Source organism: Acetobacter sp. P1H12_c (assembly GCF_018811975.1).
In the GTDB taxonomy this organism is placed as follows: domain Bacteria; phylum Pseudomonadota; class Alphaproteobacteria; order Acetobacterales; family Acetobacteraceae; genus Acetobacter; species Acetobacter persici.
This window is the reverse complement of sequence record NZ_JACRVR010000035.1, coordinates 1-18,297: the sequence shown is the minus strand read 5'-3', so window position 1 is coordinate 18,297 and position 18,297 is coordinate 1. Positions and strand designations below refer to the sequence as shown.

The following is an 18,297-nucleotide window of genomic DNA, read 5'->3' as shown; positions in this document are numbered from 1 at the left end:
CTCCCTTCCATCATGCATAACTCAGCACCAGACCATGCAGCAGCCGTGTCCACCCGCCAGCCAGAACGAACAGGAGCAGTTTGAGCGGAACAGAAATCGTGTTTGGCTGCACCTGTGACAATCCCATGGCAATGAGGATCGTCGTGACGACGAGATCGATCACAATGAAAGGCAGATAGATAAGAAACCCGATCTCGAAAGCTCTTTTGAGCTCCCCGGTCAGATAGGCCGGTAACAGGACCGGAAGAGAGTCAGGCGCGAGAGTGGCCCGCATGTCTTCCGGCCAGAGCCGTTGCGCCGAATTGACGAAGAATGCCCGCTCGCGTGGCTGGGTAAAGCGCATGAGATGCTGGGCCACCGGGGCCTGGGCAACTTCGTAAGCCTGCACGTAATCACTGATGTTCTCGTATTTCAGGCCCGCATCCGTGACACTTTGATAAACTTCCTTCCCCATCGGGGCGGAAATGAAGAGCGTCAGGATCAGGGCAATCGAATAAAGCACCACGTTCGGGGGGGACTGCTGAATCCCGAGCGCAGTGCGCAGCAGGAACAGGACGACTGAAATCTTGACGAAAGAAGTTGTCGAAATCACCGCCAGCGTCAGAAGTGCAAATGCCAGCGTCAAAATCAGCGCGGTGACGAGATTCGTGGACGCGAACCCGCTTCCCATCATTGCTCCTGCCCCCTGCATCAGGCGTTGATCCGTGTCAGCCGGACAGCCAGTGCGGCTCCGACTTCCACCAGTTCGCCCTCTCCGATGCGCCGCCCATGCGCCAGCACCGATACTTTCTGGTCACTCAGGGAGCCGATTTCGATAACATGCCCCTCACCGATTTCCTGCAACTCGCCAAGAGTAAAAACCCTGCGTCCGATCTCGAAACTCAGCGGCACCTGAACGGTATCAAACTGCACTTCAGGGACTTCGGTTTCTGGAAACTGCTCTGCTTCGGGCGAGGAAAAGAGAGGTGGGGCGGCCGATCCGTCTGTCATGTGTCCGATCCATTCCGGTAAAGAAAATTGTGCGATATCCTGCCAACCACCCTGTATAACGATCCTGTATCCATCGTGAACCGCTAGGGTCGCCAGCGCCTCTCCGGCCACGAGCGCCACGCTCCGCCGGGCAGTTGGGCCGATGACAATCCCGCAGCCCGGCCTGAGCGCACGCACCTCTGCCACGGAAAGAGACATGCCCCCAACACGAAGGCTGACCGCCACCGGCGGCGCCTCGAACGTGCGGATCAGAGCCGGAAAATGCGGCCTGAGCGCCGAAAACGTTTCCTGCGCAAGATGAAGCAGCCCGTCGAACACCTCTTCCGCACCAAATGAGACCCTGAACCCCACACGCAGTGGCGATTGCCCAGAAACGGTCTCCTCGAATTCGACCGGTTTGGCACAACTATCGAAACGCAGGATGGACAGTGTGCAGCCCAGTCGCGTCTCGAGATCCATCAGAGCTTCGTTAAACACCATCTCGACAAGAAGAATAGCGATATCGCTGTTTAGGGGCGCGCGCGGCTGAGGCTCGGCCAGACGCAGGATCATTCGCAACAGACCGCGTGGCAACAGGCATTGCCCTTCCTGCGCGCCGATCTTCAATTGCAGACAGAGCCAGTCTTCCCCCGGCGAAAACGGGGGCAGGAACGCGACACTCCAGATATCCGGTTCAACCGGAATTTTGAGCGGGTACCGACCGAAAAGCTCCGAAACGGCAGGAGAATACGCAAGCGTGGGCGCCCTGTACGGGCGTACGGTATCTTTCCGGCTCATGACCCCTCGAAATCCCGGGCGGCATGCCGCATCAGAGCCAGATCCTCCAGTTCCTGTTCGTCCAACGCTTCCTGTTCGCGCCTCTCTGCGTTCCGGGCTTCGTCGAGCAGGCGTGCAGCATGACCGCAACGCTGGTCGAACTGCCGGTGCGCCCGCCATGCGAGCGCGGCAGCCTCGTCCTGCTTTCTGGCCATGTCAGCCCGCAAACCCACATCCTTCTGGAGCGCAACGGCTCGATCTGCCAGCGCCCCCAGACGATCGTGCCTGTCCCGCAGAGCCTGCGGACTGACCGTACCATGCTCCAACGGGCGGTTCATGCGTGCCGTACCTTCCGCCTCCACCGCACGCCAGTGCTCACGGTGGCTGTCAAGCACGGTCTGGCTACGTTTTACGTCCGCCCACCCGGCATGGGCCTCCTGGGTGCGTAGCAGAGCGGTCTTTCTGGCCTGTGCCGCGCGCAGCTCGCGCAGGCGCATGAGTTTCTGCGCCATCGGAACGGGAATGACCGCCATCAGCCCAGCAGTCGGGTCATCCATTCCGTCATCTCCGCGAATGTTGTCCGCTCCTCTTTGCCCTGTCGCAGCAAGCCCCTCATCTCATCGATTTTTTCAATGGCTTCATCGGCCAGCGGATCACCACCGGGCTTGTATTCTCCAACCTGCAACAGGAACGCGACATCCTGATAGCGCGCCCAGAGCGCCCTGAGCCGATCGGCTCGAACCTGATGCTCCGCAGACGTCACGAGGCTCATCACACGCGACCGGCTGCTCAGAATGTCGATTGCCGGATAATGCCCCGACGCCGCAAGCGCGCGGGAAAGGATGATATGCCCATCTAAAATCCCGCGTGTTTCTTCCGCGATTGGATCGCTCTGCCCGTCTTCCACAAGAACGGCGTAAAAGGCAGTGATGGAACCCCGCTCTCCCATTCCCGCCCGCTCCATGAGCTTGGGAAGAGCCGTAAAAACGGACGGCGGAAAGCCCCGTCGGGTCGGCGGCTCGCCGGCGGCAAGACCAATCTCGCGCAGGGCACGTGCAAAGCGCGTAACGTTATCGACGAACAGAAGGACCTTGAGCCCCAGATCGCGAAAATGCTCCGCAATCGCGGTCGCAGCCTGTGCACAGGCCACACGTTCCGCCGCCGGCCTGTCCGACGTTGCCACCACGACGACCGAACGGGCCAGCCCATCAGGCCCGAGGTTATGCTCTATGAATTCCCGAACCTCACGGCCACGCTCCCCGACCAGCGCGACAACCGTGACATCCGCATCGCTTCCCTTGACGATGGAGGCCATCAGCGTGGACTTTCCGCCCCCTGCCTCACCATAGATCCCCAGACGCTGCCCCTCCCCACAGGTCAGGACGCTGTCGATCGCGCGAAGGCCGATCGGCAGAGGACGGTCGATCATTCTGCGTCGCATTGCATCGGGCGGACTGGCTGTAATCGGGGCGCTAGGGCCGGACGGGAGCGGTCCTTTACCGTCCATGGGCGCTCCGAGCGCATCCAGAACGCGACCCAGAACACGCTGCCCGACCGGGAACTGACGCCGCCCACCCGTCGGAAGAACCTCCGTCTCAGCGGAAATGCCCTCCAGATTGCCCATCGGTGCCAGAAGGACCTCACGCCCGGCCAGCCCCACAACTTCAGCGTTCATACTCCAGTCCCGCTTGCGATCCCGTAGGAGGCAGAGATCACCAACCGCGACATTGGGCAAAATCGCGCGGATGATCGTTCCGGTGGCAGCAACGACCCGCCCCTGAACCGGGTGGGATTCCAGCGATGCCGCCTTGGAGCGCAACAGTGGAAGCAGGTGCCGCATCCGCTCGACAACATGCCCCGGGTCTTTTCCGTCACCCCTCCCTTCCGCAAGATCGGGCATGCCGGAATCGCCGTTCGAAAACCCACGGCTGCTCCCCCGCGGAGGCGGCTCCCCGATCCGTCGTTGCGCGCTTTCGTCAGTCCGCACTATCTCAGGAGAAGCAGACTCGCCAAAATCGGGGCCTTCCGGCGCCGCTCGCAGCCGCTTCAGGCTCCGCGTCCCGACGAGACCATCACGCGAGGGCGGGGCCGATATGTCACGCTCACCGCACGGGCTTGTTACGGACGCACCACCCGCCATATTCGGCCCTGCCTCCCCGGAATCGTCGCCCTGGCTACCGCCCGACTGCCCGTCACGCCTGATCGAAATACCCGCAACGGCGCCTTCAGACGGATGTTCATCCGGTCCGACCGGCCTGACTGGCTCTTCCGGTATAAAAGGTCGTGGGTTCTCCGCTATAATGCTTCGCCCTGAATCCTCTGTGGTGACCAAGGTGGAATCGGCGGACGACAAGGCTGCTAGCAGCGAGATATCCTGCTGTACCGATGTGACCTCAGTGTCCGACAGCGCTGCCCGTGATGTCATGATCCGTGCCCCGGCGTGTCCGCCAGATCGGCAAACTGATCCCACTGCGCCGCAAGACGCTCGCGCAGAAGACGCGTCTGGTCGGCGATGCCGAGCTCAGACACGCCGAACTCGCTCTCCAGAACACACCGGCCGGACGCCAGACCTGCGTCCACCTCGATGTGCACGCCACTGTCGCTGTCCTGAAGAAGGGACATGAACTCCGCCAGAGGCGCGACACAGTCCGGGGCAATCCGAAGCTGTGCTACCGTCCCGCGCCGGATGCGTGACAAGCCATGTTCGATTGCCAGTGGCAGGACGTCGCTGATATCCACGCGCCCGAGCATGTCAGCCACGATATCCGCGACGATCTCTGGCAGGCTGCACTCAAGATTTTGCAGCACCTGCGACGCGGCTTGAGCAGATGACATGATCTGCTGCGCCATTTCCACACGCGCCTGCGCACGGCCCTCCTCCAGACCACGCTGCTTTTCTGCGTCGTAAGCGGCTCTGGCGGTGGCCCTCAGCCGACTGGCGTCCGCCAGAGCGCTCCGATAAGCTGCCTGCGCCTCACACCACAGGGTCATCTCTTCAGGGTTCAGGATACGCTGTTCGGGGGAGAGCGTGGCGAATTCGGTCATATACCACTCTCCTCTAATGCTTCATCTTCCTTGACGTTTGCGGGAGCGAAGAAAGTCGCGATAACGTGCCGGATGATGGCATCGCTTGTCTCAGGCGCAGCATCCGGCAGCCCCACAGCGGGCAGACGTAGTGTAGCTGCTTTCTGACAGGTCGGTGACACCTGATCGCGCCATCGCACCAAGCAACGCCACCCCCAGTCATTGATCGCAGAAGCCAGCTCTTCCGCGCCTCCCTCAATAGTCGGCAGCACAATGGGCGAAACAATCTGGACGGAATGCCGGATCCCGAACATACGCGCCGAAGTGCCTACTTCCCGGTTCAGGACGGCTATTGACGCCGTATCGACATATCGGGCCAGAGCCCGACCGAAGATCAGAGCCCCCATATGCCGTCCTGCCACTTCCACCTCAAAGCGCGGACGGTACGCCAGAACGTCGAAATCCGACGCGGCCTGTTCCGGGCGGTCAATGCGATAGTCTATGAGTTTCGCCAGACGATGCGCCAGACGGTCACACCGCTGGATCCGTTCCACCGTTTCGCGCCGCAGCATCGGCATCGCGCGCTGGAAATGGGACGGATGAAGGTCGACAAGTGTTTCGGTCGCGTTCGCCCTGCTCATGCGGCCCTGTCGGAAACCACGGCAACCTGCGTCGTTCTGGAGGTAAACCTCTTTCCACGAAAGCGCCTCCAGAGATACCACCCTCCCGCAAGCGACGGCCAGAATACAGCCAGAACCCATCCTGTTACTGCAAGAGGACCGGGGCCTGCGGGCGTGAGCGGGATATTCTGTGATTGAACAGGAATCAAAATGACCGAAACTCGGTCATAGCTCAAATCCTGCACGGCGTTGGCGACGAGCTGCTTGATCTTCGGGATCAGCGTCCCGGCGCTGCTTCCTTCGTCGTAACGTAGGACAACGGCGGCCGTGGCCGGTTTTTCCACACCTGTCACAGGGTCACTGGCTGACGCCGCAATATGAACCCGCGCATCCACGACGCCATCAATATCATTCAGAGTGCGGTCAAGCTCCTGACTGATCCCAAAATAAAGCTTGGCACGTTCCGCCGCAGGAGAACTGATAAGTCCCTGCTGCTGGAAAACCTTGTCCATGCTCGCATATTCATTCCGCGGATAGTGCGCAGCCTTCAGGACATTGACCGCATCGGCAATCCGGCTGCTGGACACCTCAATCGCACTGCTTCCGTCCTTGCTGATCACGCGGTCAGCAGAGATCCCGTGCTGAAGCAGAATGGCAACCATCTGCATCGCATCCCGTTCGGATAGTCCGGTATAAAGTTCGGACTGGCACGCCGTCAGCCCAAGGCACAGGATCAGCAGAGAAGCAGAGACCCACCTCACTCCCATCATCCACCCTGGCTCAGCAGACTTTTAAGCGTGCTGGCCATATCCTGTGACGCCACGGTAATGACATGCGTTTCAAACTCAGCATTCGTCAGTGCGATCTGACGTGAAATCGACTCATTATAAAGCTGTTCTCCCTGTTGCTGGATCCGCCCGAGCAGGCTTTCGGGATCTGTTGCCGAACGGGCACCCGCATGATGAGCCGCCAGGACATCATGTTTTGCGGAAGGATGCGAAATCCCACCGCCCGTATCCATACCCGTCGTCACGCCATTTTTGTCAGACAGCGTCTGAGCCGATATCACTGGTCCAGCACGGTCCGGCGCTAGCCCCTCCGGAGCGAGAGCATCGAGCCGGCCGAAGCTGCTGCCAATACGACTCAGGGTATCGAGAATACGGTCGCCCAGTGTCGGCCCCGACTGTACGGGAACGATCTGACTTATGGGAGATGCAGGAATGGCTTCGGAAAAAGCAAGCTGCGTCCGTGCCGTATCGTGAAACGCGGCGTTATCAGCCTGATGAAACGCCCCAGCCGGCGCAGGGGCTGTAAGCGAGGGCGTAGCAGACGCAGCCTGACTGACAGCGACGGCGGCAATTCCGGCCAATCCAGACATCGTCCTTCTCCCTTTTTCGTGTCGACCTTCGCCAGTCTCGTGCTGCCCCAGTCCTCGCATCATATCCTGACTTCAACCTGACCAGCTCTGCACCCTACCTCGTCCCGGCGACAATTATACCGGTTGACCAAACCATCCCCCTCATGCATCCGAACACGAAAGCATCACGTCTGCCCGGCGTCGCCGATTAAGGATTTGCATTTGCCATGACGCCGACAGGTGACGGTCTTCAGGTCAGTTCCCCGAATAACAGGGCGACCAGGTCCTCTGTGTGGGCGCTTGCGAAAACCACCGTCCATGTGGGGCTGACAGTGATCGCTCTGTCACAGCCACTCCGGGCAGCCCCGCTCTACCTTCCCGAAACGGGGCAGTTCACGATGCTTCAGGGCAGCGTCATTCAGGCTCTGGACCAGTTTGGCGCGGATATCGATCTGCACGTCTCATCTGACCCGTCCCTGACCCAGCCAGTACGGAAAGGGCTGACGGCCTCTACCCCACGTGGATTTCTCAACCGTATCTGTACGGACTACCATCTCGACTGGTATTTCGATGGCCAGACCCTGTTCGTAACGCCTGCGTCGGAAACCGTCTCCGAGGATGTCGCACTCGATGGCGTGCCGTTTCCGACCCTGACGAAATCCCTGAAAGCCCGCCAGATTTCCGATGCACGCTTTCCCGTGCGTCGCACGCCTGACGGGCAACATATTACCGTCTTCGGGCCACCCCGCTTCCGCGCGATGGTCAACCAGACGATTGCCGCACTGGGCGAAGTTCAAAGCGATGGCGTGACGATCTATCGTGGCTCTACGATGCAGAAAATACCCCCCCGATAAAGGTCAACCCGTCTTGTCAGTGGGGTTCCCATCGCGACCCAATCAGAATTATGAAAATTTAGTGAATCTTCCTTGCAGGTTCCTGACAAGTCGATAGTTTCTTGATAGCAAGATTAAGTTACAGACAGAAACCTATCTTAGCAGCGCCTGCTGGTTCCGGTCTCTCCACTGTTTCCAACCATCCATTGCTCTGGGACAAACGGCAATTCACCTGCTTTCCGCCCCTTCATTCGCCCTCCACGTTCTTTCCGGCCTGCACGCGGATGCGACATGTGAAATCGGCGATCGCCCCGTAACGATCGGCTCCGGGTCAGACGCGGACATCACCCTGCTCGACGAGGGTATCCAGCCCTCCCATCTCGCCGTCGCCCCACTTCCGGGCGGACAGTTCAGATGCACGGCCCTGGCTGAAGGCGTCATCATCAATGACCACGTTCTGGACAGCGGAAAAAGCCATAGTTTTGCGCTCCCGATCGATATCAGGATTGCGTCCGTTCCACTGAGCATCACGGACACCGCAACCGCAGAAACTGGCCATACCAGCGCTTTCCCCATCTCCCGGTTCCCGGCCCTTTTCAGTGCTCAAAGCCTGACACGAAACATCGTCATATGTGTCGCAGGCATACTCGGACTTCTCCTGTTGGAAGGGATTTTCTGGCATCCAGCCTCAAACCCTGCTCAGCCCGCGTCTTCGCCTTCAACAGGATCAGAGGCGATGTCGGATCTTCCAGCGCGGAAACAGAACATGGCGCTGAGTGATCACGATCTTGGAGAGTCCGTGATCCACGAACTTCGCAACCATGATCTTTTCGGGCTGGCCGTCCGTGTTTCCGGTGGTGTCGTAACAGTGAGCGGCGCAGTCCCCCATGAGCGGCTGACAGCGTTCCGGGATGCGGAGCAATGGTTTGACGCATCTTATGGCCAGCAGTATACGTGGATTTCCGACGTCAAAGAATCGTCAAATAAAGTACTGTCCTTGCCGATACAAAGTATATGGTTGGGACAAAGGGCAAATGTGACCATAAAAGGGCAGAGATATTATATTGGATCCATTCTGGAATCCGGTCAGAAAATTACTGATATTTCCGACCATAAAGTCTCAGTTCTTGATGGACATGATGAATTTCTCGTGACTTACTAATCAGATTGCCATTTGAGGAGCGTTATTCTCATGAGCCGCATCCCGTCCCAACCCATGATCCGCCTTGACCATGCAATCGAGGAGGTCGTGACCAATACGCCGGATGCCGCTATCGCACCTGACCTCGTCGCATTCCACAAGACCCTGTCGGTGCGCCAACATGCACCGGAGGGGATAGAGCCTCCGACGCTGACGGACGCGCTTTTCCTCCATCTCATGCCACACCTGAAAAGCGCTGGCATTCTCAGATCCGACCAGCGGAAAACACTTCTGACGCGCCTGGAAGCGCGAGCGCAGAGCAGTTTCGGCCCCGTCGTGCCCGGTGGCCTGGAGGCACTGTCTTTCGAGCTGCACAATCTTGAACTGCTCATGCGCTACCGCGACAGTCTCATCGGAGGGTGATGTCTTGGATCAGGCTCCGCGCGACCTTCTTCTCTCGCTCGCCTATATGTATGCGTCATGCGATCGCGAGCCACGTGCACTGCCGTTATTGTTGCTTGTCGCGGCTGAAAACCCCGATGACTGCGACTGCCTACGTCTTCTAGCTCATGTCTACACCACGATGAAACGCGGTGAGCTGGCGCTTGTCGTACTCGACAGGATCAGGCGCCTTCGCCCTACCGAGGAGCCCGGCGATGCTCTCCTGCGCGCACGGGCCCTTCACAGAACCGGTCGGTTCAAGGAAGCACAGACCGCTTTCTCAGTCTTCGCCCAGTCGAATGTTCGGGCTCTTGCCTTATGAAGAACTTCCAGAACGCATTTCGCCTCGTCTCTCAACGCCAGGATCTTGCACTAGTTGCCGTGCTGGTGCTGACGATTGCCATGCTGATCATGCCGATGCCCGCCGCGCTGGCTGACATACTGATTGGGTGCAATCTCGCCTTCTCCGCGCTACTGCTGATGGTTGCGGTCTATCTCCGCTCTCCGCTGGATCTGACCGCGCTTCCGGGCATGATCCTCGTCTCGACGGTTTTCCGCCTGGCTCTGGAAGTCACGGTGACACGCCTCATCCTTACGTCCGGAGACGCAGGCACGATCGTCGCCACGTTCGGAGAATTCGTGATCGGGGGCAATATTGTCGTCGGCCTCGTTGTCTTCGCCATCGTCACGACGGTCCAGTTCATCGTAGTCACGAAAGGTACGGAGCGCGTTGCAGAAGTCGGGGCCCGGTTTACGCTCGATGCCATGCCCGGCAAACAGATGAGCATCGACAGCGATCTGCGCTCAGGCGACATCGATCAGGCTGAGGCGCGGAAGCGGCGTCAGGAACTCGCCAGCGAGAGCGCCCTGCACGGCGCCATGGACGGCGCGCTCAAATTCGTAAAGGGCGACGCAATCGCGGGCCTTGTGATCATCGGCGTCAATCTGGCGGGTGGAATTGGCATTGGGGTTGCACAGCGCGGACTGAGCCTGAGCGACGCGATGCACACCTACACACTCTTGACGGTTGGTGACGCACTAATCTCGCAAATCCCCGCACTGCTCCTGTCCATCGCAGCGGCGGTTGTCGTCACGAGAGTAGGCAGCCACGGGCAGGATCTTGGAAAGGAAATGGTCGGACAGTTGACGGCAGACCGGCGCGCGCTTCTGGTCGCCGCGATCATGCTGCTGATCATGGCGATGATTCCAGGCTTCCCCAAGTCCGTGTTTCTGGGGCTGTCGATTCTATTTCTTCTGGGCAGCCGCCCTGACTGGAAGAAACTTTGGGGCCGTTTTTCCCGAACCTCCCTCGAAATCGCGGAAGCGGAAGAATTCGCCCGATCGGTCACGACGGAATCTACGGCTGCCACGGCCATCGCCGACAGTTTCTCCCCCCTTCTGGCCATATCCCTGTCACCCGCCGTCATGCGTGTCATGGACAGACCGCGCCTCGACCGGCTGCTGACCATCGCCTGCGAGGATGTAGAAAGCGATCTTGGCGTCGTCTGCCCGAAACCCGCGATCCGATCGACTGCGGAGACCGACGCCTTCCATTTCTCGATCGATCTGGAAGATGTTCCGGTCGAGGAGCACGATGCTCTGCCTAATCATCTCCTCCTCCACGACGATCCGGTTCATCTGGATCTCGCCGGGATAGCCAGTCAGAACGGCGAACCATTGACCGACAGCGGGGCCTCGCTCTGGATTGCACGGACCGATGAAACACGCCTCAAGGCAGCCGGTGTCGGCTATCTCGACCTACCTGCCATCATCGCGAACCGCTTCCGAACGATCGCGCGCAAACATGTTGGTCGGTTCATAGGCCTTCAGGAAGCTCGCCGTCTCGTCCTGCGTCTCGAGCCCAGTTACGGCGATCTAGTGCGCGAGGCCATGCGGATCGTCCCGACCCAGCGTTTGGCCGATATTCTGAGACGTCTGGTCGAGGAGGGCGTGCCACTGAAAAACATGCGGCTCATTCTTGAAACCCTCGTGGAGTGGGGGGAGAAGGAAACCCGCTCCCTCATGCTCGTGGAATATGTCCGGCAGGCTCTTTCCCGGCAGATCTGTCACCGCCACGCAGGCTCTCACAAGGCGATGGCGGGCCTCGTTCTCGGCCAGGATGTCGAACAGGCTGTGCGTCAGGCCGTCAGGGACACGTCCGGCGGCTCGTTTCTCGCGCTCGATCCGGATGTTTCCCAGCGTCTGCTCTCAGCGTTCCGCACACGGCTGTCAGTCGAGGGTCGTCCGAAAAACGCGGCCCAGATGACACCGATCGTCATTACCTCTGTTGATATACGCCGTTTTGTACGCGGCTTTCTCGTACGTAACGATCTCGATCATCCTGTGCTCTCCTATCAGGATCTCGCAACCGAATTTCCCGTCCATCCCATCGGGTCGATCAGCTTGGGGCTTGCCGGAGAAATCTCCACTGCGGCGCAGGCCTGATGACCATGCACCATTATTTCTAGCAGCGCGTGCGCGCACGACGCCATGCAATCCCCGCCATGACACAGAATAAGGGAAGGCTGACACGATGCGACTGATGACCTTGCTCAAACAGGAGACCGGCTTCCGGAACCTCGTGCAGACCATCCATGCCGCAGGATATGGCGTGGACAGTTTTCATTCCTCAGCAGAGGCCAGAGAGGCCCTGTTCGCCAACAGTTACGATCTGATCGTGGTGGATCAGTATTTCTGCAACAAGGAACAGGGATGCTATCTTCTCGAAAGGGACTGGCGCGATGTCGTAAAAACGCCCTACGTCATCATGATCGCGACGGAAGAGCAGAACCGTATCTTCGCGCTTGAGAACGGCGCAGACGACTGTGTGAGCCATAGCGTCAATCCCCGCGAGCTGGTGGCGCGCATCCGGGCCATTCTTCGGCGTCCACAGGAGTCCGTGCAGGAGCATTACCGGTTTGAGGAACTCTCCCTCTGCCTACAGAGCCGGGAAGTGCGCGTCAATGACGTCCTCCTGCCACTCCAGAGGCGCGAGACGGCCATTCTGGAATCACTGATCCGCCGCAAGGGAAAGGTCGTGCCACGTTCGGGGTTGGAGCACGACGCCTATGGCGCGCTGGCCGATTGCTGCCCGAACGCGCTTGAGGTGCGCATCAGCCGCATCAGGCGTCAGCTCGGCAGCGTTAGATCGTCGCTCACCATTGAGGCTGTGCGCGGCGTCGGCTACAGGCTGGCCCCCAGAAGCAAAACCAGGCGCCCCCGAACGCAGGCCGCCGACCCCGGTGGATATACGGCTCACGCGCACAGATCGGCAATTCCGTCCCTTTCCCATGCGACAACCTAGCTTGCCGTTCCGCAAATCAATATCCCGGCAGAACGCGGTCCGGTCCGCCGGGTCCTTCCCGCCCCGAAACCTGCGGCCGGGAAACCCAGAAACACGGGAGTTCCTCTTGTCACCATCGACCGGAACACTTCGTTCCCTTTTTCTCCTGTCCGGCCTTGTCTTCGGTCCGGGGGTGGGCGTTGCATTGGCCCAGGAGCCCGACCCTCAGAAAAGCACATGGCATGCTTCCCGGTCGATGGAGATCAGCGTGGGTGGCGGCCAGATCATCCATTTGCCACGCGCGACGTCGAATATCATGATCGCCGACCCTGCAATTATGGACGTTCAATACACGGCACATAACACCCTGTTTCTGTTCGGGAAGAAACCAGGCCATACAACCATCATCATTCTGGACCGTAACGGCCAGACGATGTTGTCTTCCGACGTGACGGTTCATGACGATATGAGCGCCATGAAAAGCGCCATTCTCGCTGAAGGCGGACATAATATCACGGTTCAGGAATCTCCCCAGGGCGTAGTGCTGAGCGGGTCCGTTCCCGACGCACGCGCCGCCGCTCATCTAGGCGAACTGGCGCGGCAATATGCGGGAGACGGCAAGGCCGTGCTCAATCGCCTGACGATTGGCGCCCCCGTTCAGGTGAGCCTCCGCGTGCGCGTGGCGGAAGTGCAGCGCAGCGTTTCGCAAGAGCTTGGCTTCGACTGGAGTACGGTTTTCAATAATGTCGGGTCATTCGCCATCGGTGCTGCAACGGGCGGCCTCGGAGGGAATGCTGCAAGTTTCATTACCGATGCCGCCCGCAGCATGAACGGCGTTTCCGGCAGCTATACCAACGGCCACGGATCCGTTACTGGAACACTGGATGCCATGGCGTCAGAAGGGCTGGCTACGATGCTCGCCGAACCCAACCTCACGACGATGTCTGGCGAGCCTGCGACCTTTCTCTCAGGGGGCCAGTTTCCCGTTCCCATCCCCCAAGGCTTCGGCACGGTGGGCATCAGCTATCAGAGTTTCGGCGTCAGCATCGCCTTTACACCCACCGTTCTGGCGGACGGAACGATTTCCATGCATGTCGCCCCGGAAGTCAGCACGATCTCGACCGCGGCCAATGACGGTGCCTACTCGTTCCCGGGAACCAACGGCTCATCCGTTCCCGCAATCCGGACAAACCGTGCTGATACGACCATACAGCTTGCATCAGGTCAGAGTTTCGCCATTGGCGGTCTGATTTCCAATAATGCGCAGAACGCAATCTCCAAGGTTCCGGGCCTTGGAGACATCCCGGTTCTGGGTGCACTTTTCCGCTCCACATCCTTTCAGCGCAATGAGAGCGAACTGATCATCGTGGTCACGGCCTATGTTGTGCATCCGGGAGATAGCGTTCCCGAACTTCCAACCGATTACGTGCGCCCGACGACGGCGCTGGAATCCCTACTGCTCAACCGAACCGCCGTCAGCACACAGACATCACCCGACCCAGAGCGCATGCCTCATCTTCACGGCGCGGGAGGCTTTCTCTACCAATGACACGCGCAGCTTTCATTGTCCTGTGCCTCAGCCTCACCGCTCTCGCGGGGTGCAACGAGAATACCGCCATCCAGAAAGCGGTTTCCCCCCCACTGCTGCTTAGGCAACTGGTCCATAGGGGTTCGCTCTCGGCTTATAGCCCTGATTCCGATATCCGGCAGGCCATCGCCTCTCTGGGGCCGGGCCGCGATATCCATGCGGTCATCAATACCGCAAACCCGCGACTTTCGGCCCTGACGGAGGCGGCGCTGATTCGATCCGGTGTGAACGCAGCCCGGATCAGACACACATCCGATCCGTCCATGACGTTCGTTCTGTACGCCTATACGCTCGTCCTCCCTGAATGCGGGGGGGCGCTCCGACGCTCGTGGTTTGGCGATGTTTCAGGCAGCATGACGGCTCTTGGCACCTGCACACAGGCCCGCGCCCTCGGGCAGGAACTCGATAACGCTGGAGATCTGGTCGATCCTGCACAGCTTCAGCCCGCAAACGGCGCCCGCTTCGGGCAGGTTGTCGAACTGTGGGAGAAGCATCAGGAGAAGGGTAGCCAGCAATCTTCAGGCAGTTCTTCCATCACCGGACCGGGGGGAGGCAGCGGAGGATCGACAGGGACGCCAGGGAGTGGAGCGCTTCTGGGAAATATCGGTCAGTCGGCAGGGGGGGACGGCATGACGTCCCTGCCCCCGCCCCCTGCCGCGAGCAATGAATAGAAGAGGGCATTCTCGCGGCGGTCGCTGTCCGTGGCGGCCGCCCCCGCTCCAGAGCGGCGGGCATTCTGAACGTCCCCCTCCAACGCGTAGATGATGGCGATATTGCCATCGATGGTTGCAATCTGCCCGTCCGACGCGCCCTGCTCCACAGCCAGTGTCCGCAATCGACGGAGGTCGGAGAGAGCCTCGGCTTTATGCCCGGCCAGAGCCTGAGACAATGCAAGATCATTCTGGGCCGAGAGGCTTGACGGGTCGATCGCAAGAGCTCTGCGATAAGCGGTCTGGGCACCAGCATGATCCTGTGCCGTATCGAGCGCCACACCCATTGCGATCTGTAGGGCCGCATCATCGGGCCGGGACGCGATCGCCGGCCGCAAAAGCGCGATCGCGTCCTGATTATGACGCGAGGCCGTCAAAAGGCGGGCCAGAACGACCGTCAGCCGCATCTTCCCATTCTCAGCCATGTGCGGGAGTGCTCCCCGCACAGCGGAAATCGCCTCCTCTGCTCTGCCGGAAGACGCGAGCGCCTCCGCATAGGACAGGGCAAAACGGAGATCGTCGGGCTTCAGCGCCACGGCCTTTCCGTAAAAAGCAGCCGCTGTCTTCATATCGTTCTGGCGTGCGGCGGCATCGCCAATCCGGGCAAGCGCCTCAGGATCCTGCGCCGCCCTGCGCTCGCGCGAGGCGTTCTGGGACTGGACGTCTGACGTGGACACACACCCCCCTACGAGTCCGCACGCCAGAAACAGGCCTGCGGTTCCCATCCGGGCCAGTATACGCGCGGACGATCGTGTCCGGAGGCTCATATCGGGCATGGTCATCGTGAATTCATCATCCTCTGCGAAGCCATCTGACCGGAGGATTACCCAGGCCGCAGCCGATAGAAACATTCTGAGTCAAACGAGGTCAAGCGCCCCCACCCCGGATAATGATCCAGACTAATGATAGGGTGACGCTACCGCATTCTTTGTCCATCATGCAGCACCCGCTTCCGTCAAAACTGGTCTGTCGCGTTATGCTGATGTCTCGCATTCTGTCCTCCCTGTCGCCTTCCGCCCCGATGCGGAGGGCCCTGCGCGTGCGTTTCGGCCTTGTGGGCGCACCGGGTGTTCTCGCGCTGCTGACCCATCCACTCTGGGGCACCGGGTCTTGGGGAGAAGATATCGGCTTGTCGGTGCTATGGTGCTTGACACTGGCCGCGCTCTGCCTGCTGGTGGAACTGACGGTCCTTCGCCGTCTGGAAATCGTCACCTCAAGTCTGGTCTCGCTCAGTCTGGGCCATTTCGACGACGTGCCGGTACTGAACGACCCCGATCCAGATGCGGTGCACATGTCACGCGCAATGACACGCCTGCGCCGGGGCTATTCCGGGGCTATCCGCCTGCTGGATGCGGACGAAAGCACACCCGCAACCTGATTGCATCCTGTTCGCGCTCGCACATCTGCCCAGAGACTGTTATCACACAGGCTCTGCCCTCGGGGCATTGCGTCAATATCCGGCATGAGCATGACAGCGGAATCGCCCTCTTCGTCCGACACCCCACACCGCTTTCAGGTTACGACGTTCATCCGGCGCGATCAGCGTGGTGTGCTTCTGAACGCCATCGACTGTCAGAGCCTGGCCGATGTCAGCCTCCGCCAGATCGATCTGCGCCAGTTCGACATCAGGGAGAGGGACGCATATCGCGCGCGCATCAGCCGTCAGATCCAGCAGGTCTCGGGTTTTGGCCATCCTGCCGTCCTCAATTCGCACGGACTTGTCGTAGAGGGTGATGATGCCTTCATCATCATGGACCCTCTGGCTACGGCCCGGCCTCTTGAGGAGCGCCGGGGCATGCCCGTAGACATCGCCGTTTCCCTGATCCTGCAGGCGCTCGATGCCTTCGAGGCCGCCCACCGACAGCAGCTTGACCTGACCGATCTCCGGCTCAGAAATTTCTTCGTAACGCCATCCCATGACCTGAAAATTCTGGAGTTCGGCATCACACCGGGCGACGTGGGAGACCTTTTGAACCCCGCCCTCGCCCGCCCGGAGGACGCAGCACTCATGTCGCCAGAACAGGCAGTCGGGGAGCCTTGGGCACAGTCTTCCAATATTTTCTCGGCAGGATGCCTGTTCTACTTCCTCCTGTCCGGGAACCTTCCCTTTCAGGGCAGCGACTATACCCGCACGGTCATACAAATCGTCGGCCATCCCCATGCGCCGCTTCTAACCCTTAGCCCCGATCTCCCGCCCGCACTAGCAGAGGTAATCGACCGCGCGCTTGCCAAAAACCCGGCGGACCGTTTTGCGGATATCGCGGCATTTCGCAATGCGGTCCATGCTGCCATACGCAACCCCGCTTTCCAGGTCGTGAGCCCGGATGACGTCGCGCGCCTCGCGGCCGTGTTGCAGGACATCATGGGACCGACAGGCGCGGTCATCCTGCGCAGGGCCCTTCGCACCACACGCAACACGGCCCACCTCGTCGCCAACTGCGCGTCACATTGCGGAGATGCGGCGGACAGTGTCCTGGCACGCATGACTGATGTTCCGGCAGACCCGATATCACACTCTGCCGCCGACACGCAGGCCTACCAGCCGTGACGCTGCCGCCCTGCGCCATAGAGGCTGCCGCAGCCTATCATGTTCCGGCGAGCGCGGTGGAACACCAACTCTTCACCCGAACGCGGCGGGGCGTCGGCGCGATGGCCATCAGCCCGGCCAGCCTGCCGCTCCTCGTCAGCTCCGGCTTTTCCGAAGATGCCGTCCGGCGCAATATGTGCGTGAATATCGCCGCCGGAACATGGCTGATGGCGCGCGCCCGGCTCGTGCCTCGGCCGACCGGGTCTCGACCGCTTCTTGCGCCTGTCGCGTCCAGCGATAATCGCTGTGTGACCGCAGCGGCCTCCCGATATCATCTTCCCGTCATTCTGCTTCAGGCGGTCCTGAAAACCGAGAATGGCAAACGGGGCACTATTTCCAAAAACAGCAACGGCAGCTACGATATCGGTCCCGCTCAGATCAACTCCATCCATCTACCCGAACTGGCGCGCCTTGGTATCAGCCGTGATGCTCTTCTTGCGGATGACTGCCTGAACGTCCATGTCGGCGCGTGGATACTGTCGCGCAATATCGGGGCCTCGACGCCCGAGGATAGTCGGAAGTTCTGGGAGCGCGTCGGGAACTATAATTCCGCAACCCCTATTTTCAACCACGCCTACCAACTCCGGATCTGGCATAACCTACCCCATATCGGGCCGGCACTCCGGCGATAAACTGGACGTGTCACGGTTTAGTTCCGGACCATGGGTATCTGTTGACGTGCCCCCCGAAAATGTAACCATTTTAAAGTAGAGTCCGATCGAGAAGGATACGGACGAATGAAACGCAGTCGTTTTACGGAAGAGCAGATCATAGGGGTGCTGAAGGAACAGGAGGCTGGGCTCAAGGTCTCTGATCTTTGCCGCAAACACGGGATCAGTGATGCGACGTTTTACAAATGGAAGACCCGCTATGGTGGCCTTGAGGTATCTGAGGCCAAACGACTGAAGGCCTTGGAAGATGACCTTGAGGTATCTGAGGCCAAACGACTGAAGGCCTTGGAAGATGA

The 18,297-nt window shown here is 60.0% G+C and carries 21 protein-coding genes; 11 read left to right on the top strand and 10 right to left on the bottom strand.

The window, feature by feature from the left end; genetic code table 11:
* Positions 1-10: 10 nt before the first annotated feature.
* From sctR to KP699_RS13575, 8 genes are read right to left on the bottom strand one after another with little or no spacing between them, the layout of a single operon-like run.
* Complete coding sequence (sctR, locus tag KP699_RS13610) at positions 11-691, bottom strand: type III secretion system export apparatus subunit SctR (protein WP_010505124.1); 681 nt, start codon at positions 689-691, stop codon at positions 11-13.
* Positions 691-1,767 (bottom strand): FliM/FliN family flagellar motor switch protein, encoded by a 1,077-nt coding sequence (locus tag KP699_RS13605; RefSeq protein ID WP_215763003.1) that lies wholly within the window; start codon positions 1,765-1,767, stop codon positions 691-693. Before KP699_RS13605 ends, sctR begins: the two co-directional genes overlap by 1 nt.
* Entirely contained in the window at positions 1,764-2,303 is a 540-nt protein-coding gene (locus KP699_RS13600; RefSeq protein WP_215763002.1) for a hypothetical protein, read from the bottom strand. The genes KP699_RS13605 and KP699_RS13600 overlap by 4 nt, the downstream gene beginning before the upstream one ends.
* Positions 2,279-4,171 (bottom strand): FliI/YscN family ATPase, encoded by a 1,893-nt coding sequence (locus KP699_RS13595; protein WP_305828571.1) that lies wholly within the window; start codon positions 4,169-4,171, stop codon positions 2,279-2,281. Before KP699_RS13595 ends, KP699_RS13600 begins: the two co-directional genes overlap by 25 nt.
* Positions 4,168-4,791, bottom strand: coding sequence for a type III secretion system stator protein SctL (sctL, locus tag KP699_RS13590; RefSeq protein ID WP_215763001.1), 624 nt, complete (start codon positions 4,789-4,791; stop codon positions 4,168-4,170). Before sctL ends, KP699_RS13595 begins: the two co-directional genes overlap by 4 nt.
* Positions 4,788-5,411 carry a hypothetical protein gene (locus KP699_RS13585; RefSeq protein WP_010505134.1) on the bottom strand — a complete coding sequence of 208 codons (624 nt, stop codon included), beginning with the start codon at positions 5,409-5,411 and terminating at the stop codon, positions 4,788-4,790. Before KP699_RS13585 ends, sctL begins: the two co-directional genes overlap by 4 nt.
* The gene (gene sctJ / locus KP699_RS13580) at positions 5,408-6,151 is read right to left on the bottom strand and encodes a type III secretion system inner membrane ring lipoprotein SctJ (protein ID WP_167347199.1); all 744 of its coding nucleotides are present in this window, start codon (positions 6,149-6,151) and stop codon (positions 5,408-5,410) included. Before sctJ ends, KP699_RS13585 begins: the two co-directional genes overlap by 4 nt.
* A gap of 5 nt (positions 6,152-6,156) precedes the next feature.
* Positions 6,157-6,768, bottom strand: coding sequence for a hypothetical protein (locus tag KP699_RS13575; protein ID WP_215763000.1), 612 nt, complete (start codon positions 6,766-6,768; stop codon positions 6,157-6,159).
* Positions 6,769-6,974: 206 nt separating this feature from the next.
* Between KP699_RS13575 and KP699_RS13570 the strand changes: the two genes are divergently transcribed.
* Positions 6,975-7,601 (top strand): hypothetical protein, encoded by a 627-nt coding sequence (locus KP699_RS13570; protein ID WP_215762999.1) that lies wholly within the window; start codon positions 6,975-6,977, stop codon positions 7,599-7,601.
* 310 nt (positions 7,602-7,911) lie between these two features.
* On the opposite strand, the gene KP699_RS13565 is transcribed toward KP699_RS13570, so the two are convergent.
* Entirely contained in the window at positions 7,912-8,262 is a 351-nt protein-coding gene (locus tag KP699_RS13565) for a hypothetical protein (protein ID WP_215762998.1), read from the bottom strand.
* A 54-nt stretch (positions 8,263-8,316) separates the two neighbouring features.
* On the opposite strand from KP699_RS13565, the gene KP699_RS13560 reads away from it, so the two are divergent.
* The 6 genes from KP699_RS13560 (at position 8,317) to KP699_RS13535 (ending at position 14,704) form a co-directional block, all read left to right on the top strand.
* A complete protein-coding gene (locus tag KP699_RS13560) occupies positions 8,317-8,742 on the top strand; it encodes an EscD/YscD/HrpQ family type III secretion system periplasmic domain-containing protein (protein ID WP_215762997.1) in 426 nt (141 codons plus the stop codon).
* A 30-nt stretch (positions 8,743-8,772) separates the two neighbouring features.
* The gene (locus KP699_RS13555) at positions 8,773-9,144 is read left to right on the top strand and encodes a hypothetical protein (protein ID WP_215762996.1); all 372 of its coding nucleotides are present in this window, start codon (positions 8,773-8,775) and stop codon (positions 9,142-9,144) included.
* Between the two features lie 336 nt (positions 9,145-9,480).
* Complete coding sequence (gene sctV / locus KP699_RS13550; protein WP_215762995.1) at positions 9,481-11,607, top strand: type III secretion system export apparatus subunit SctV; 2,127 nt, start codon at positions 9,481-9,483, stop codon at positions 11,605-11,607.
* An 88-nt stretch (positions 11,608-11,695) separates the two neighbouring features.
* On the top strand, positions 11,696-12,466 hold the full coding sequence (locus tag KP699_RS13545; protein WP_215762994.1) for a response regulator transcription factor: 771 nt from the start codon (positions 11,696-11,698) through the stop codon (positions 12,464-12,466).
* Positions 12,467-12,572: 106 nt separating this feature from the next.
* The gene (locus KP699_RS13540; RefSeq protein ID WP_215762993.1) at positions 12,573-13,994 is read left to right on the top strand and encodes a type II and III secretion system protein family protein; all 1,422 of its coding nucleotides are present in this window, start codon (positions 12,573-12,575) and stop codon (positions 13,992-13,994) included.
* Positions 13,991-14,704 carry a hypothetical protein gene (locus KP699_RS13535; protein ID WP_215762992.1) on the top strand — a complete coding sequence of 238 codons (714 nt, stop codon included), beginning with the start codon at positions 13,991-13,993 and terminating at the stop codon, positions 14,702-14,704. The genes KP699_RS13540 and KP699_RS13535 overlap by 4 nt, the downstream gene beginning before the upstream one ends.
* On the opposite strand, the gene KP699_RS13530 is transcribed toward KP699_RS13535, so the two are convergent.
* The gene (locus KP699_RS13530; RefSeq protein WP_215762991.1) at positions 14,641-15,525 is read right to left on the bottom strand and encodes a tetratricopeptide repeat protein; all 885 of its coding nucleotides are present in this window, start codon (positions 15,523-15,525) and stop codon (positions 14,641-14,643) included. The genes KP699_RS13535 and KP699_RS13530 overlap by 64 nt on opposite strands.
* Before the next feature lie 194 nt (positions 15,526-15,719).
* Between KP699_RS13530 and KP699_RS13525 the strand changes: the two genes are divergently transcribed.
* The 4 genes from KP699_RS13525 to KP699_RS13510 form a co-directional block, all read left to right on the top strand.
* Positions 15,720-16,121, top strand: a complete 402-nt coding sequence (locus KP699_RS13525; RefSeq protein ID WP_215762990.1) for a hypothetical protein — start codon at positions 15,720-15,722, stop codon at positions 16,119-16,121.
* Positions 16,122-16,211: 90 nt separating this feature from the next.
* Complete coding sequence (locus tag KP699_RS13520; protein ID WP_215762989.1) at positions 16,212-17,291, top strand: protein kinase domain-containing protein; 1,080 nt, start codon at positions 16,212-16,214, stop codon at positions 17,289-17,291.
* Positions 17,288-17,962 carry a transglycosylase SLT domain-containing protein gene (locus KP699_RS13515; protein WP_308164928.1) on the top strand — a complete coding sequence of 225 codons (675 nt, stop codon included), beginning with the start codon at positions 17,288-17,290 and terminating at the stop codon, positions 17,960-17,962. The genes KP699_RS13520 and KP699_RS13515 overlap by 4 nt, the downstream gene beginning before the upstream one ends.
* Positions 17,963-18,067: 105 nt before the next feature.
* Positions 18,068-18,297, top strand: a 230-nt coding sequence (locus KP699_RS13510; RefSeq protein WP_215762988.1) for a transposase, incomplete at its 3' end; no start/stop codon positions are given.

Coding starts and splice junctions, on each gene's coding strand:
- sctR (WP_010505124.1), bottom strand. CDS start 691: ATGCAGGGGGCAGGAGCAATGATGGGAAGCGGGTTCGCGTCCACGAAT.
- KP699_RS13605 (WP_215763003.1), bottom strand. CDS start 1,767: ATGAGCCGGAAAGATACCGTACGCCCGTACAGGGCGCCCACGCTTGCG.
- KP699_RS13600 (WP_215763002.1), bottom strand. CDS start 2,303: ATGGATGACCCGACTGCTGGGCTGATGGCGGTCATTCCCGTTCCGATG.
- KP699_RS13595 (WP_305828571.1), bottom strand. CDS start 4,171: ATGACATCACGGGCAGCGCTGTCGGACACTGAGGTCACATCGGTACAG.
- sctL (WP_215763001.1), bottom strand. CDS start 4,791: ATGACCGAATTCGCCACGCTCTCCCCCGAACAGCGTATCCTGAACCCT.
- KP699_RS13585 (WP_010505134.1), bottom strand. CDS start 5,411: ATGAGCAGGGCGAACGCGACCGAAACACTTGTCGACCTTCATCCGTCC.
- KP699_RS13575 (WP_215763000.1), bottom strand. CDS start 6,768: ATGTCTGGATTGGCCGGAATTGCCGCCGTCGCTGTCAGTCAGGCTGCG.
- KP699_RS13570 (WP_215762999.1), top strand. CDS start 6,975: ATGACGCCGACAGGTGACGGTCTTCAGGTCAGTTCCCCGAATAACAGG.
- KP699_RS13565 (WP_215762998.1), bottom strand. CDS start 8,262: ATGCCAGAAAATCCCTTCCAACAGGAGAAGTCCGAGTATGCCTGCGAC.
- KP699_RS13560 (WP_215762997.1), top strand. CDS start 8,317: ATGTCGGATCTTCCAGCGCGGAAACAGAACATGGCGCTGAGTGATCAC.
- KP699_RS13555 (WP_215762996.1), top strand. CDS start 8,773: ATGAGCCGCATCCCGTCCCAACCCATGATCCGCCTTGACCATGCAATC.
- sctV (WP_215762995.1), top strand. CDS start 9,481: ATGAAGAACTTCCAGAACGCATTTCGCCTCGTCTCTCAACGCCAGGAT.
- KP699_RS13545 (WP_215762994.1), top strand. CDS start 11,696: ATGCGACTGATGACCTTGCTCAAACAGGAGACCGGCTTCCGGAACCTC.
- KP699_RS13535 (WP_215762992.1), top strand. CDS start 13,991: ATGACACGCGCAGCTTTCATTGTCCTGTGCCTCAGCCTCACCGCTCTC.
- KP699_RS13530 (WP_215762991.1), bottom strand. CDS start 15,525: ATGACCATGCCCGATATGAGCCTCCGGACACGATCGTCCGCGCGTATA.
- KP699_RS13525 (WP_215762990.1), top strand. CDS start 15,720: ATGCTGATGTCTCGCATTCTGTCCTCCCTGTCGCCTTCCGCCCCGATG.
- KP699_RS13520 (WP_215762989.1), top strand. CDS start 16,212: ATGACAGCGGAATCGCCCTCTTCGTCCGACACCCCACACCGCTTTCAG.